15 protein-coding genes are annotated in these 14,447 nt (G+C 60.7%); 7 read left to right on the top strand and 8 right to left on the bottom strand.

What is annotated here, in order from left to right; all coding sequences use genetic code 11:
• Nucleotides 1-3 precede the first annotated feature (3 nt).
• Complete coding sequence (locus tag VFW72_RS02755) at nt 4-1,218, bottom strand: efflux RND transporter periplasmic adaptor subunit (RefSeq protein WP_329672730.1); 1,215 nt, start codon at nt 1,216-1,218, stop codon at nt 4-6.
• A gap of 68 nt (nt 1,219-1,286) precedes the next feature.
• Between VFW72_RS02755 and VFW72_RS02750 the strand changes: the two genes are divergently transcribed.
• On the top strand, nt 1,287-2,036 hold the full coding sequence (locus tag VFW72_RS02750; protein ID WP_329672729.1) for an SDR family oxidoreductase: 750 nt from the start codon (nt 1,287-1,289) through the stop codon (nt 2,034-2,036).
• Nucleotides 2,037-2,063: 27 nt separating this feature from the next.
• Here VFW72_RS02750 and VFW72_RS02745 read toward each other — a convergent pair whose 3' ends face one another.
• Complete coding sequence (locus VFW72_RS02745; protein ID WP_329672728.1) at nt 2,064-2,939, bottom strand: DUF3034 family protein; 876 nt, start codon at nt 2,937-2,939, stop codon at nt 2,064-2,066.
• 153 nt (nt 2,940-3,092) lie between these two features.
• On the opposite strand from VFW72_RS02745, the gene VFW72_RS02740 reads away from it, so the two are divergent.
• The gene (locus tag VFW72_RS02740) at nt 3,093-3,575 is read left to right on the top strand and encodes a group 1 truncated hemoglobin (RefSeq protein ID WP_329672727.1); all 483 of its coding nucleotides are present in this window, start codon (nt 3,093-3,095) and stop codon (nt 3,573-3,575) included.
• A gap of 73 nt (nt 3,576-3,648) precedes the next feature.
• Complete coding sequence (locus VFW72_RS02735) at nt 3,649-4,263, top strand: methylamine utilization protein (protein WP_329672726.1); 615 nt, start codon at nt 3,649-3,651, stop codon at nt 4,261-4,263.
• A gap of 144 nt (nt 4,264-4,407) precedes the next feature.
• Here VFW72_RS02735 and VFW72_RS02730 read toward each other — a convergent pair whose 3' ends face one another.
• The gene (locus VFW72_RS02730; protein ID WP_329672725.1) at nt 4,408-5,373 is read right to left on the bottom strand and encodes an asparaginase; all 966 of its coding nucleotides are present in this window, start codon (nt 5,371-5,373) and stop codon (nt 4,408-4,410) included.
• Between the two features lie 109 nt (nt 5,374-5,482).
• Here VFW72_RS02730 and lexA point away from each other — a divergent pair, with 109 nt between their 5' ends.
• The 3 genes from lexA (at nt 5,483) to VFW72_RS02715 (ending at nt 6,855) form a co-directional block, all read left to right on the top strand.
• Complete coding sequence (lexA, locus tag VFW72_RS02725) at nt 5,483-6,193, top strand: transcriptional repressor LexA (protein WP_329672724.1); 711 nt, start codon at nt 5,483-5,485, stop codon at nt 6,191-6,193.
• A 125-nt stretch (nt 6,194-6,318) separates the two neighbouring features.
• Nucleotides 6,319-6,606: a hypothetical protein gene (locus VFW72_RS02720; protein WP_329672723.1), complete on the top strand. Its 288-nt coding sequence runs from the start codon at nt 6,319-6,321 to the stop codon at nt 6,604-6,606.
• 126 nt (nt 6,607-6,732) lie between these two features.
• Nucleotides 6,733-6,855 carry a hypothetical protein gene (locus VFW72_RS02715; RefSeq protein ID WP_329672722.1) on the top strand — a complete coding sequence of 41 codons (123 nt, stop codon included), beginning with the start codon at nt 6,733-6,735 and terminating at the stop codon, nt 6,853-6,855.
• Nucleotides 6,856-6,960: 105 nt separating this feature from the next.
• On the opposite strand, the gene VFW72_RS02710 is transcribed toward VFW72_RS02715, so the two are convergent.
• From VFW72_RS02710 to VFW72_RS02700, 3 genes are all read right to left on the bottom strand, one after another.
• Nucleotides 6,961-7,743 (bottom strand): hypothetical protein, encoded by a 783-nt coding sequence (locus tag VFW72_RS02710; RefSeq protein WP_329672721.1) that lies wholly within the window; start codon nt 7,741-7,743, stop codon nt 6,961-6,963.
• 97 nt (nt 7,744-7,840) lie between these two features.
• Nucleotides 7,841-9,691, bottom strand: coding sequence for a dihydroxy-acid dehydratase (gene ilvD, locus VFW72_RS02705; protein ID WP_329672720.1), 1,851 nt, complete (start codon nt 9,689-9,691; stop codon nt 7,841-7,843).
• A gap of 85 nt (nt 9,692-9,776) precedes the next feature.
• Nucleotides 9,777-10,046, bottom strand: coding sequence for a TIGR04438 family Trp-rich protein (locus tag VFW72_RS02700; RefSeq protein ID WP_329672719.1), 270 nt, complete (start codon nt 10,044-10,046; stop codon nt 9,777-9,779).
• 88 nt (nt 10,047-10,134) lie between these two features.
• On the opposite strand from VFW72_RS02700, the gene VFW72_RS02695 reads away from it, so the two are divergent.
• Nucleotides 10,135-10,449, top strand: coding sequence for a c-type cytochrome (locus VFW72_RS02695; protein ID WP_329672718.1), 315 nt, complete (start codon nt 10,135-10,137; stop codon nt 10,447-10,449).
• Nucleotides 10,450-10,533: 84 nt separating this feature from the next.
• Here VFW72_RS02695 and VFW72_RS02690 read toward each other — a convergent pair whose 3' ends face one another.
• Nucleotides 10,534-12,189: an MFS transporter gene (locus tag VFW72_RS02690; protein WP_329672717.1), complete on the bottom strand. Its 1,656-nt coding sequence runs from the start codon at nt 12,187-12,189 to the stop codon at nt 10,534-10,536.
• 207 nt (nt 12,190-12,396) lie between these two features.
• Entirely contained in the window at nt 12,397-14,376 is a 1,980-nt protein-coding gene (acs, locus tag VFW72_RS02685; protein ID WP_329672716.1) for an acetate--CoA ligase, read from the bottom strand.
• Nucleotides 14,377-14,447: the final 71 nt, after the last annotated feature.

Raw genomic sequence — 14,447 nt, 5'->3', positions numbered from 1 at the left:
GCCTTAGAACATGCCCGGTGGACGACGCGAGCCACCACCGGAACCTGACGCCGTGGCATCGCCCACCACCACCAGATCACCTTCCTTCAAACCTTCCAGCACTTGTGCCTGCACACGGTTGTTCAAGCCAATGCGCACGCGGCGCTGCACCACCTTCTGGGCCCCTGCCGGGCCTTCCAGCACGCTGACGGTGTAATCATGGGTTTTGGGGTCTCGCTTGCCCAAAGCCGAAGCCGGGATGACCAGGGCATGGGGCACCTTGTCGAGCACGATGAAGACCTGGGCCGTCATGAGTACGCGCAGCTTGCCATCGGGGTTCGGCACATCAAACAAGCCGTTGTAGTAAATGGCGGTGGTGGTTGAGGTAGAGGCGGTGACCTTCGCATCGGTCTGACTGACTTCGGGCACGGGCTCCACGGCGCGCAGCGTGGCCTGGAAACGGCGTGTGGGCTCGCCCAGAATCGTGAAATAGGCCGGCATGCCGGGCTTGACCCGCACCACATCGGCCTCGGAAATCTGCGCCTTGATCTGAACCTGATCCAGCTTGGCCAGCTTGATGATCGACGGCGCCGATTGAATGGCATTGACCGTACGGCCCTCTTCCGCGATCACGCCGATGACGACACCATCAATGGGCGCCAGGATGCGTGTGTAGCCCAGGTTCACTGTAGCCGTGTCCACTGCGATGCGCGCCTGCTTCAACTGCGCGTCCAGCACACCAATGTCGGCCCGGGTGGTGGCCAGGGTGGCCTCGGCCGCTTCCAACTCGGCTTTGGAGGCTGCGTCCAGCTTCGAGAGATCTTGCTTGCGCTTGTAGGTCAGCTCGGCCTGGGTGAGCAAGGCCACCTTGGCGGCACGCTGCGCGGTCAACAAGGCGACCTGTGCCTCGGCATTGCGCAGGTTGTTCGTTTGCGTGGTCGAGTCGATTTCGGCGACCAACTGCCCCTTGGTAACTCGGTCACCCAGGTCGACATACAAGCGCTTGATCTGTCCGGAAACCTGAGCGCCGACACTGACCTCTTTTCTGGCCTGAATGGTGCCGCTGGCCAGCACAGTGTCTTCCAGATCATCGACCACGACCTTGGCCGTGATGACCTGCGGCGCCGGAGGCTTGGCAAAGTACCGCGCGTGGATTCCCCATGCTGCGCCAGCCACAACGGCTGCTACCAGAAACCAGCGCCCACGCCGGAGCCAAGTCGATGCATTGTTCTTGTTCATACTGACACTGTCGCCGCCCCATGTAGCGCCACGATGCGCGATGGGTAAAGGGAATGTAAAGTTGTCACATGCTACCTTCAACCTTGATCACCGGAGCCAGTCGGGGCATCGGTGCAGCCACCGCGCGACTGCTTTCTGCGCAAGGTCATCATGTGCTTATTCACTACGCGCATGACGAGGCTGCAGCCAACACCGTGGCCCACGAATGCCTGGCCCTGGGCGCCCCCTCGGCCCGAACTTTCCGGGCGGACCTGGCCCACGAGGCCGACGTGCTCCAGCTCTTCGCCTTTGTCGATGCCCATCTGCCGCCCCTGACCGGCCTGGTCAACAACGCCGGCATCGTCGACATGACCGCGCGCCTGGACCAGATGTCAGCCGAACGCCTCCAGCGCATGCTGGCCGTGAACGTGCTGGGGCCCATGCTGTGCGCCCGCGAGGCGGTCAAGCGCATGTCGACCCGGCACGGTGGGCATGGTGGTGTGATTGTGAATGTGTCCAGCAGCGCAGTGCGCCAAGGATCGCCAGCCATGTACGTGGACTATGCCGCCAGCAAAGGGGCCATTGATGTGTTCACGGCGGGCCTGTCCAAGGAAGTCGCCGCTGAAGGCGTGCGGGTCTGTGCCGTGCGCCCCGGCATCACCGACACCGGCATCCATGCCACCGGAGGAGAGCCCGACCGGGCTGCGCGCCTGGGCCCCACATTGCCCATGGGGCGAGCCGCCCACCCCGATGAGGTGGCGCAAGCCATCGTCTGGTTGCTGTCGAGTGCAGCCAGCTACACGGCCGGCGCCATTCTGGATGTGACCGGCGGGCGCTGACCTGCACGCAGGCCCTTCACCCAGGCCTCAGTAGTTCAACTGACCGGACAGGTACCAGCCGTTTTGCGACGGCTTGGTCACCACATTGCCCATGCTGACCCACGCTGCGGTGATGCTGCCGCCTCGGCATGGGAACCAGGCCAGGTACACGTCTTTGGCCGTGTCTTCGCGCAGCGCCTGGTTGGCACCATCGTCGGTCACGAGGTTATTGGGCTTGTGGCGGAACTCGGCACCCAGCACCAGATCGTCTCGCAACATCACCCCGACACTGCCCTCCAGTTTGAGCAGGTGGGTATCCCGTGCAGGCCCGCCAAACCCCACCAGGCCGAACTGGTTTGCATTGGTCAGCCGCGAAGTGAAGGTGCCGATCACATTGCGTCCGGCCAAGCCACCCAGCCACACCTTGGTGGCCGTGGCATACAGGTCCAGCCCGCGGTTGGACTTCGCCCCGAGGGACTTCACCAGCCCCTCGTCGTCGTTGATCTTGTATTGCGCGCCCACGCTGATCTGCGGCATCCAGCGGTCCTGGTCATACACCGCATCGCCCGCCACCTTGAGCTTGGCGCCAAATACTTTCATCTCGATCGATTTGCCTGGCACCGTGTCAGCCAGGCCAAAGGTCCAACGCGCGGCGCTGAGCTCAACCCGGTCATACAGCCCCACGGCCGCGCCCGCCACATCCAGTCGGTACTGGCTGGGCAATTGCACCCGAGTGGCAAAAGCCACCCCGCCAATCTGGTTGGCACTGCCGTTACCGGTGATGGTGGCCCAAGGCACCAGACCGCTGCCACCTGCGCCTTCAATGGTCGTCACCCCGCCGGTGGCCAGCAGACGATCACCGGCATAAGCTGTTGCGCAGCAGGCGCCGATCAGCGCCACCAACCAGATCTTGCAAGCTTTCATCGACAAGTCTCCATCAAGAACGAAACGGCAGGGGAACGCCTGGGGAACGTGAGGGAAACGGCTCAATTGAACCGCTTTTCAGCCAGCAGTCTGACCGAGTTGAAGGCACCATGAAGCGTTGAATAACGGCAATCCAACCCGAGGTTTCGGCTCATGAACAGACTGCAGCTCTCCTGGTCCCCCGAGCGCACCCAGCACCTGAAATGGGCGCTCATCGGCATCACCCTCAGCTGGACACTGGCCGCGTTGATGGCCTGCACCACCCCACCCGCCGGAGGTCACAGCCTTTACCAGCAACTGGGCGGACAAAGCGGGATCGAGCTGGTGGTTGGCCGCACGCTGGATCGCGTGGCAAGCGACCCGCGCAGCAAGCGCTCGTTCCAAGGCGTGAAGATGCCCTATCTGAAAAAGAGCGTGGCCGCGTATGTTTGCAAGGTCGCCAACGGCCCTTGCGAATATGAAGGCGAAACCATGGCCAACTCGCACGCCAAATCGGCCATCACGTCTTCCGAATTTGATCTGATGGTGACCGTGTTGCGTGAAGAGCTGGATCGCGCTGGGGCCTCAGAAGCCGCCAAGAACGAGCTGCTGCGCCGATTGGCCCCCACACGGCGTGACATCGTCACAGCCCATTGAAAAGCCCCCGACAACGCCCCCTAGAAGGCCTCCTGAGATGCCTCATCAGGCCCCTGATTTGCGGAGTTCGCTCATGACCCTTCTCTCGCTGCGCCGCAACAGGCTCCGCCCCGCCCCGCCAACCGCCATGGTGCTGTCGACATGCCTGGTGCTTTCCGCCCACGCGGCACCGGTTCCCGTCACCGTGCTGGACAGTGCCGGCAAGCCCCTCGTCGGCGCAGCCGTCGCTGTGTTCGTCAAAGGCACCCCGGCCGCCACCACGGGCATCACCGTGGACATGGCCCAGCGCGACAAACAGTTCGTGCCCAGTCTGGTGGTCATTCAGACCGGCTCGGCCGTGCAGTTCCCAAACTTCGACACCATCCGACACCACGTCTACTCGTTTTCGGCCATCAAGCCCTTTGAAATCAAGCTCTACAGCGGGCGCCCCTCCACCCCTGTGGTGTTCGACCGTCCAGGCACAGCCACACTGGGTTGCAACATCCACGATGGCATGGTCGGCTACATCCACGTCGTGGATACGCCCTACTTTGGCGTGACAAACGCCCAAGGCAAAGTGGAATTGGAGCTGCCCTCGGGTGACCACCGCGTCCGAGTCTGGCACCCGCAAATGGGCGAAGCACAGCCAGGCCAGGAGTTCCGCCAGATCATGGGCTCCACGCCAGTGACCTTGCGCCTGCATCCTTGACGTTTTTTCCTGGTGTCACACGGCTTTCACACACCGCTGGCAAAGTTCGCATCAGCCCGAGAGCAGCGCAAGCTGACAAACTCAGGGAGGCAAGCAGGTCAAACCTGATGCGAGCTGGTCACCACCGACTGAGTCCATACCCGCCTAGCCTTCAGATTCATTCAATCGGGCACCTAATGCATGCAGCACCAGCGCCAGGCGCGCCTGGGCTGCCGTCAAACCCTCCACCGCAGTGAACTCGTCCCCATCACGGGGCACGACGCCACCACGCGCCACGCGCGAACTGCGCCAGACCATCACCCCACCTTGCTGTAAGCCGCGCAAAGCCTCCAACAAGGGTTTGTTGATGGTGCCGTGGCCGGTTGCCGCCACCACCACGCCCTTGAGATCAGGCGCAGCAGCCCACAGGGCACGCACCATCACCCCATCTGCGTCCGCGTGGCTGGTTACGACTTCCACACGCGGCGGCACCGGAGTGTCGAGCCGTGACCAACCGGCGCCTCCTGACCGAGGCCAGGCATCGACCAGCGCCAGTAGTTCCCCATTCGGCAACACCGTTGCCAAGGCGCTGGCGCCACCGCCGTCAAAAGCATCCACCGCATGAGTGTGGGCCTTGCGCACATGCAGGCCAGACCAGACCTGTCCGGCCATGACCACCGCCACCCCACCATGCCCTTGGGCTTCGGCCCAGCGAAGGGCCCGAACCGCATCAAGCAAATTGCGAGGGCCATCCGCATCAGGTGCTGTCGCCGGTCGCATGGCCGCAGTCAAGACCACCGGCTTGCTCCCGTCATGCAGACGGTGCAACAGATACGCGGTTTCCTCCAGCGTGTCCGTGCCGTGTGTGATCACCACCCCAGCCACGTCATCACGCCTCAACTCGTCGGCCAGCGCGAGCGCCAAAGCCTGCCAGATCGACCAATTCATGTCCTTGCTGTCGACCTGAGCCACCTGACGACACCGCAATGGCACCCCGGCCAAATCAGGAACCGCTGCCACCAACTGATCCACGCTGAGTTGCGCCGCATCGTAGTGCCACGCACGGGACGAATCATGACCGGTGCCCGCGATGGTGCCCCCGGTGCCGAGAATCACAATGTGACGTTCCAATTTCTCTCCCGTGTCTTGCCTCGTGCCAAGCCGTTGCAAAAAGTACTGGACAAACAAACAGCCCTGTATAGAATGACAGTCATTGTCGATCCACGACTGCGCCTTTGCGATGACGAACGATAAACCCAAACTCACGCCGCGCCAGCAGCAAATCTTCGAGCTGATTCAGCGTGCCATTGCGCGCACCGGTGCGCCGCCCACTCGGGCCGAAATCGCCACCGAACTCGGCTTCAAGTCTGCCAATGCTGCCGAAGAACACCTGCAGGCCCTGGCCCGCAAAGGTGTCATCGAATTGGTGGGGGGCACTTCGCGCGGCATCCGTCTGAAAGCCGGCACCTTGCGCACCGTCAATGAAAGCCGCAAGAAAACCGAGCCGAGCAAAGCCGCTGGCTTGCTGCCCGCACTGAATCGCACCCTGCCGGGCCTGGAACAACTCATGCTGCCACTGGTGGGGCGTGTGGCAGCAGGTGCGCCCATCCTGGCGCAAGAGCACATCGAACAAACCTACGGCGTCGAACCCAGCCTGTTTGCCAAACAGCCCGATTTCCTGCTGCGCGTCAAAGGCATGAGCATGAAAGACATCGGCATCCTCGATGGCGACTTGCTGGCCGTAGCCAAGGCACGCGAAGCGCGCAATGGCCAGATCGTCGTCGCCCGCATTGGCGACGAAGTCACCGTCAAGCGTTTTCAGAAAACCAAAGATCGCATTGAACTGCTGCCTGAAAACGCTGATTTCAAACCCATCGTCGTCACCCCTGACGACGACTTCGAGCTCGAAGGCCTGGCGGTCGGACTCATCCGCAACCAGCCTCTGAACTGATTCCCTACTGCCGCGCGGGTGGCGGGCATTTGCTGCAAGCAGGTTCAGCCTGTCTTGTTGCGATCCCGCGCGTCAGTCCCTTCCACGAATCCTGCCGAATTCCTTTTCAGTAACCGGAGTTCACCATGATTCACCAATTCGCACGCGCTTTCTTCTTTCGCTCGCAACCCACCCAGGCCACAGCTCCGCGCATGGCCAGCCCAGCCAGTGTGGGTCTGAGCGCCTCGGGCGTCGTCAACGCACGATCCATCGTCCGTCCAGCCGCGTCCCGCACAGTCAATCGCATGCCCATGCACCACCTGCGCATCTGCAGCGACCCCAGCGATGCACGCCGCACCGTCATCGCCGGTCGTTTTGCAGAAGTCTGCGCGGCGCTGGATCAAATGGTGCGAGAACAAGAAGCCGCAGCCTGAACGTCCCCATCAACTTGGCGTGATTTTGTTCATGCAAGCGGTCTGATCGCGGTCAGCCGGCCCACGCAGCGCGCATTGAGGGTGCTTAAATGAAGGCTCACCAACACCCTTGATGCGGAGCTTGTGATGGCAAAAGTGATCCCTCTCTTTTCTTCCAACGACATCATGACTTTCGAGCTGGACGCTTGGGACAGCGAGTGGAACCAGGTTCTCGACCAACTCGACGAAGGCAACCTGATTCCGTTCTGATCAGACCAACCCATACCGAATTGCACGGGTCGACTCAGCATCAACCGCTGCTCGCCCTTGCCTCGCTGCACCATCCAAACTGAGACCGGCCCCCAAACCGGTTACTCAGTTTGAAGACGAGTGATTCGACGCGTACTCAATCACCTGCCCGACTGAATGCGCTCCGGGAGCGTAGATCTCCATCGCGCCTCCCACCGCCATCAAGAAGAAGGCAGTGATCGCAAAGGGAAGCCAGGTGCGGCGAAAGGCGCTCGATAGCCAGTGCGGGGAGTTTTCTCGGCGCAAGTGGCGAAACAGGGCATACGACAGCACCCCATCAACCAGCACCTCGGCGAACAGCACTGGCGCGATGTAAACCACATAGAGCGATGCCAGCGCCAACCCCAGGGCCAGCGCGATCACGATGAGCGGTATGGCCAGCTCATCTGACTCGGCGACCGATGCCACAGAATCCCCGACCGACTTCAATGGTGACGCGACCGTATCGTCCATGACGCTTCCGGACGCATCGTAAGTTCCGGACGCTCCCCCGCCCCCGAAATCACCCCCTCCGCCGCTCTCGAGCGGTGCCTGGCACATGCCACCGCCGTCTCCGCCAGATATGCAGGACAGATCAGGCACATCGGCGTAGTCCGAAGCGTTCTGACGCAACCAGAACCAGATGAGCAAGAGGAAGAAGCCGTAAGCACACAGCAGTGCCAAGGGATAGCGTATCGCCATGGCATCCAACCCGAGGTGCAACAACGAGAAAGACGCCAACAAGCCAAACCCACCCGTGAGCGCGACGATCAACCCCATCTGAACGCGAGGAAACGACCGGGCCGCAAGTCGCTCCTTCAAACGCTGGATGGCATAGGCCCTTCGGATCATGGCGGGGGTGTTGTGCATGAGGTCATTGTGTACCCATGCCACATCGGCAACGCCAAGAAAAAAGCCCGCACAAAGCGGGCCTTTCATGCGGGTCACCAGGTGGTGACTCGCGCGATCAACGCTGAATCTGACTCAGATCACGCACCGCGCCGGTGTCGGCCGAGGTGGTCAACAAAGCATAGGCCTGCAGGGCGGCCGAGACCACTCGTTCACGGTTTGCGGGCTTCCAGGCCTGCGCACCCTTGGCTTCCATCGCCGCGCGGCGAGCGGCCATTTGCTCGTCGCTGATGGCCAGGTGAATGCGACGGTTGGGAATGTCGATCTCGATGGTGTCACCATCTTCCACCAACGCGATGGCGCCGCCACACGCAGCTTCAGGCGAGGCATGACCAATCGACAAACCCGAAGTACCCCCCGAGAAGCGACCGTCGGTCAACAGCGCACAAGCCTTACCCAACCCGCGGCTCTTCAGATAGGAGGTGGGGTACAACATTTCCTGCATACCAGGACCGCCCTTGGGGCCTTCGTAGCGAATGATGACCACATCGCCAGCCTGAACCACTTCGCCCAGGATGCCTTCCACCGCATCGTCCTGGCTTTCGAACACGCGAGCCTTGCCGGTGAACTTCCAGATCGACTCGTCCACACCCGCAGTCTTGACGATGCAACCCTTCTCGGCAATGTTGCCGTACAGAACAGCCAAACCGCCATCCGCCGTGAAAGCGTGTTCCTTGCTGCGAATCACACCGTGCTCGCGGTCCAGGTCCAGCGCCTTCCAGCGACTGTCTTGGGAAAACGCCACCTGAGTGGGGATGCCGCCGGGGGCAGCCTTGTAGAAAGTGTGAACAGCTTCGTCTTGCGTGACGGCGATGTCCCACTTGGCGATGGCTTCGGCCATGGTGGCACTGTGAACCGTGGGGACGTCGGTGTGCAACAACCCACCGCGAGCCAACTCACCCAGAATGGCCATGATGCCGCCAGCACGGTGCACGTCTTCAATGTGAACGTCTGGCACGGCGGGGGCCACCTTGCTCAGGCAAGGCACCTTGCGCGACATGCGATCGATGTCCTTCATGGTGAAGTCGACACCGGCCTCGCGAGCGGCGGCCAACAGGTGCAGAACGGTGTTGGTCGAGCCGCCCATGGCCACGTCCAAAGCCACAGCGTTTTCAAACGCCTTGAAGCTGGCAATGTTGCGAGGCAACACAGAGTAGTCGTCTTGTTCGTAATGACGCTTGGCCAACGCCACGATGCTGCGACCGGCTTGACGGAACAGTTTTTCGCGGTCAGCGTGCGTGGCAACGATGGTGCCATTGCCTGGCAGGGACAAGCCCAGCGCCTCGGTCAGGCAGTTCATCGAGTTGGCCGTGAACATGCCCGAGCAGGAACCACAGGTGGGGCACGCCGAGCGTTCGATGGTGGCCACTTCTTCGTCTGAGCAGCTCTTGTCTGCGGCTTTGACCATGGCGTCAACCAGATCAAGCGCAATGACCTTGCCTTCGATCTTGGCCTTGCCGGCTTCCATGGGGCCACCGGAGACGAAAATCACAGGAATGTTCAGGCGCAAGGCGGCCATCAGCATCCCGGGGGTGATCTTGTCGCAGTTGGAAATGCACACCAGCGCATCGGCCGTGTGGGCATTGACCATGTACTCCACGCTGTCGGCGATCAGGTCGCGCGAGGGCAGCGAATACAGCATGCCGCCGTGACCCATGGCAATGCCGTCGTCCACGGCGATGGTGTTGAATTCCTTGGCGACACCACCAGCGGCCTCGATTTCACGGGCAACCAATTGACCCAGATCCTTCAGGTGCACGTGACCCGGCACGAACTGGGTGAAGCTATTGGCAATGGCGATGATGGGCTTCTCGAAATCGCCGTCCTTCATGCCTGTGGCGCGCCACAACGCGCGGGCACCCGCCATGTTGCGACCGGCGGTGGAAGTACGGGAACGATACTGAGGCATGAAGGAACTCCGGGCTAGATTCGCTTGAGAGGCCCAGATTTTATCCTCAGCCCCACCCCACCCTTCGCACCTGTCGGCTTTTCAGTCAGCCTTGTTTACGGCGCTCGCGTGACTTTGCGTCCAGGCCCAGATCTTCCAGGTGCTTCTGGCGCCGGGCTTTGCGTTTGTCGTCAACTTTCTCCATGGCTTTGCGCTGGGTCCAACCAGTCGAATCCACAAAGGCCCACCAGACGATGGCCGCGCCGAAGGGCGCCAGAAAGGCCCACCAGCGTTCACCCCATGTCCACGCCCCGACAGGCCCCAAACCTGCAAAGTTCATGACCAGCAACAAGACTCCAATCGCTACAAACCACATCTTGATGTCCTTAAATTTCACAGCAACAGAAATCGATGGCTAGAATGAAGAGGTCCTAACTCTAGACCCGCTTGCGGAAGGATCTTTCATGAAATTCTTGCCCTCTCTGTTGGCTGCTACAGCCCTGAGCGCCGCCGCCCTGTCCCCCGCCTTTGCCAGCCAGGAACTGGCTCAGAAGAAGGCTTGTATGGGTTGCCATGGCATCGACAACAAGATTGTCGGCCCGGCTTACAAGGATGTGGCCAAGAAATACAAGGGCCAAAAGGGCATTGAAGCCAAATTGGTGGAAAAAGTCCTGAAGGGCGGCAAGGGATCTTGGGGCGAAGTGCCCATGCCTGCCAACAGCCAAGTCAATGAAGCAGAAGCCAAGCAACTGGTTTCCTGGATTCTGTCGCTGAAGTAATTTCCTCAGCCGAAAAATCAAAAGCCCCGCACTGCGGGGCTTTTTTCATGCCCCCACCAGAAGCGGGGGCGTCACACAGATCGATCAGTCGTTTGCGTAGATGTCGATGTCCTTGGTTTCGCGCACGAACAGCAGGCCAATCACGAAGGTCATGAGCGCCACCACAATGGGGTACCACAGACCGTTGTAGATGTTGCCGGTTTGCGCCACGATCGCGAAGGCGGTGGTCGGCAGCAGGCCACCGAACCAGCCGTTACCAATGTGATACGGCAGAGACATTGAGGTGTAGCGGATGCGTGTGGGGAACATCTCCACCAGCATGGCCGCAATCGGACCGTAGACCATGGTCACATAGATGACCAGCAGAGTCAGGATGGCCACCACCATGGGCTTGTTCAGCTTGGCTGGGTCAGCCTTGGCTGGGTAACCCGCTTCCTTGATGGCAGACAGCACTTCCTTCTTGAAAGCCGCATCCTGCTTCTTGGCCTCGTCGGCAGCCAGCCCCTTCGAGCTGTACGACGGGATGACCTTGTCGCCCACCTTGATCTGGGCCACACCCGCACCTGCCACGTTCTCGTAGTTCACCGAGTTGGCAGCCAACACCTGCTTGGCGATATCGCAAGAGCTGGTGAACTTGGCGGTACCGGTCGGGTTGAACTGGAACGAACACTCAGCTGGATCTGCCACCAGAGTCACGGGGGCGGTGGCTTGAGCACGAGCCAGATCGGGGTTAGCGGCCTCGGTCAGTGCCTTGAACAGCGGGAAGTAAGTCAGCGCAGCGATCAGGCAGCCACCCAGGATGATGGGCTTGCGGCCGATCTTGTCAGACAGCGAACCGAACACCACGAAGAAGGGGGTGGCGATCAGCAGCGAGATGGCAACCAGGATGTTGGCAGTAGCGCCGTCAACCTTCAAAGCCTGAGTCAGGAAGAACAGGGCATAGAACTGACCGGTGTACCAGACCACGCCTTGACCCGCGACCAAACCCAGCAGCGCCAGAATCACGATCTTCAGGTTGGACCACTGACCAAACGACTCAGACAGAGGCGCCTTGGAGGTCTTGCCCTCCTCCTTCATCTTCTTGAAGGCGGGCGATTCGTTCATGCTCATGCGGATCCACACGCTGATACCCAGCAGAGCGATCGACACGATAAACGGCACGCGCCAGCCCCAAGCGGCGAAGGCGTCTTCACCCACGAAGGTACGAGTGCCAAGAATCACCAGCAGCGACAGGAACAGGCCCATCGTGGCAGTGGTTTGAATCCAGGCTGTGTAGGCGCCACGACGACCGTGAGGCGCGTGTTCGGCCACATAAGTCGCCGCGCCGCCATACTCACCCCCCAGGGCCAGGCCTTGGAGCAAGCGCAACACAATCAGAATAACCGGGGCGGCAACACCAATATGTTCGTAATTGGGCAAGATACCGACGATAAACGTCGACAAACCCATGATCAAAATGGTGACCAGGAAGGTGTATTTGCGCCCGATCATGTCACCCAGGCGACCGAAGACCAGCGCGCCAAACGGACGAACGATGAAACCTGCGGCAAATGCCAGCAAGGCAAAAATGAACGCAGAAGTGGGGTCTAGGCCCGCGAAGAATTGCTTGGCGATGATGGCCGCCAACGAACCGTAGAGATAAAAGTCGTACCACTCAAAAACCGTTCCCAGACTGGAGGCGAAAATGACTTTTTTCTCCTCAGCCGTCATGGGTGCATTCGTCATGCTGCTACTCGCCATGGTGTGCTCCTCGTGATGACAGATTCAACCGGGCTTGTGACCCTCCCCCCCAATTTAAGGGGGATCTGTTCCTTTTGTAATAAGGGTGAATGCTGAGTCACGTGGACAAAGTGCACAAAATGAAACTAATTTGAAATTAGCCATGAAAAAAGGAGCCCGACCTTTTCAGGTCGAGCCCCTTATGAATTGTGGCTGGATTGTTAAATCTCAGTTGCTCTGCGCCAATTGCTCGAGAATGGCCGGGTTTTCCAGAGTACTGGTATCCTGGGTCACATCTTCCCCCTTGGCAATCACACGCAGCAAGCGACGCATGATTTTCCCGGAGCGGGTTTTAGGCAAATTATCTCCAAATCGAATATCTTTGGGTTTCGCAATCGGGCCAATTTCCTGTGCCACGTGGTTGCGCAATTCATTGGCCAATTGCCGAGCCTCATCGCCTGTGGGACGTGGCCGCTTCAGGACCACGAAGGCGCAAATGGCTTCCCCTGTCAGATCATCCGGGCGACCGACCACGGCGGCCTCGGCCACCAGGGGGTGCGACACCAACGCTGACTCGATTTCCATCGTGCCCATGCGGTGACCCGACACGTTGAGCACGTCGTCGATGCGACCGGTGATGGTGAAGTAGCCATTTTCAGCATCGCGAATGGCGCCGTCGCCTGCCAGGTAGTACTGACCACCAAAGTCGGCTGGGTAGTAACTCTTCTTGAAACGCTCGGGGTCGCCCCAGATGGTGCGAATCATGGAAGGCCACGGCTTGCGTACCACCAGCACCCCCCCCTGCCCCCATGGCACTTCCTTGCCGGTTTCGTCAACCACGGCGGCATCAATGCCAGGGAATGGCAGCGAGCACGAACCGGGCTTGAGGGCATGCGCGCCAGGCAATGGCGTGATCATGTGACCACCGGTTTCGGTCTGCCAGAAGGTGTCGACAATGGGGCAGCGGCCGCCACCGATCTCGCGGTGATACCACTCCCAGGCGGCGGGGTTGATCGGCTCGCCGACCGTGCCCAGCAGACGCAGGCTGCTGAGGTTGAACTTGCGCGGATGCACCGCTTCGTTGGTCTCGGCCGCTTTGATGAGGGCGCGAATGGCCGTGGGCGCGGTGTAGAAAATGGTGACCTTGTGCGCTTCGATCATGCGCCAGAAGCGCGAGGCGTCCGGGTAGGTCGGCACGCCTTCAAAGATGACCTGGGTGCCGCCCAGTGCCAACGGCCCGTAAGCCACATAGGTATGCCCCGTGACCCAGCCGATGTCGGCGGTGCACCAGAACACATCATCGTCTTTCAGGTCGAAAGTCCATTTGGTCGTCAGCGCGGCATGCAGCAGGTACCCGCCCGTGCTGTGCTGAACGCCCTTGGGCTTACCGGTTGACCCCGATGTATACAGCAGGAACAACGGGTGTTCGGCGCTCACCCACTCGGGCGCGCACTCGGCCGGCTGCGCAGCCAGCACGTCGTGCAACCAGGCGTCACGCCCGGCTTGCATTTGAATGTTGCCGCCGGTGCGCTGGAACACGATGACCTGACGCACCGAATCGCAGCCGCCCATGCCCAAGGCTTCGTCAACGATGGCCTTCAGAGGCAAGGCTTTGCCGCCCCGCAACTGCTCGTCGGCCGTGATGACCAGGACGGCGCCAGCGTCTTCAATGCGATCACGCAGACTTTGAGCGGAGAAACCACCAAACACCACCGAGTGCGTGGCGCCGATGCGGGCGCAGGCCTGCATGGCCACGACCCCTTCAACCGACATGGGCAGGTACAGCACCACACGGTCACCCTTCTTGACCCCTTGCGCTTTCAGCGCATTGGCCAGCTTCGACACCCGCTGCAGCAAGTCGCTGTAGGTGATGCGGCTGACCTGACCATCGTCCGATTCGAAGACGATCGCAACCCGATCACCACGCCCGGCCTCGACGTGACGATCCAGGCAGTTGTACGAGGCATTGATCTGGCCATCGTCGAACCACTTGAAAAACGGCGCATTGCTGGAGTCGAGGACCTTGGTAAAGGGCTGCTTCCAGGAAAGAAACTCGCGGGCTAGGCGTGCCCAGTAGCTTTCGTGATCTTTCTGAGCTTCAGCGCAGAGTTGATCGTAGGCTTGACGACTACCAATGTGTGCTTTGGCAGCAAACGCCTCGGGAACGGGGTAAAGAGAAGGGGTTGTGTTGACATTCTGGCCAGACATGGCGTGGACTCCTGATACCGGTGCTTTTGGCACCCGCTGTTGGACTGGTGACGCAGACGTAAAAAGCGCAC

Origin of the sequence: Aquabacterium sp. (genome assembly GCF_036273115.1) — a bacterium.
Taxonomy (GTDB): domain Bacteria; phylum Pseudomonadota; class Gammaproteobacteria; order Burkholderiales; family Burkholderiaceae_C; genus Aquabacterium.
The sequence above is the reverse complement of the archived record's forward strand: the minus strand, read 5'-3'. Positions and strand labels throughout refer to the sequence as shown.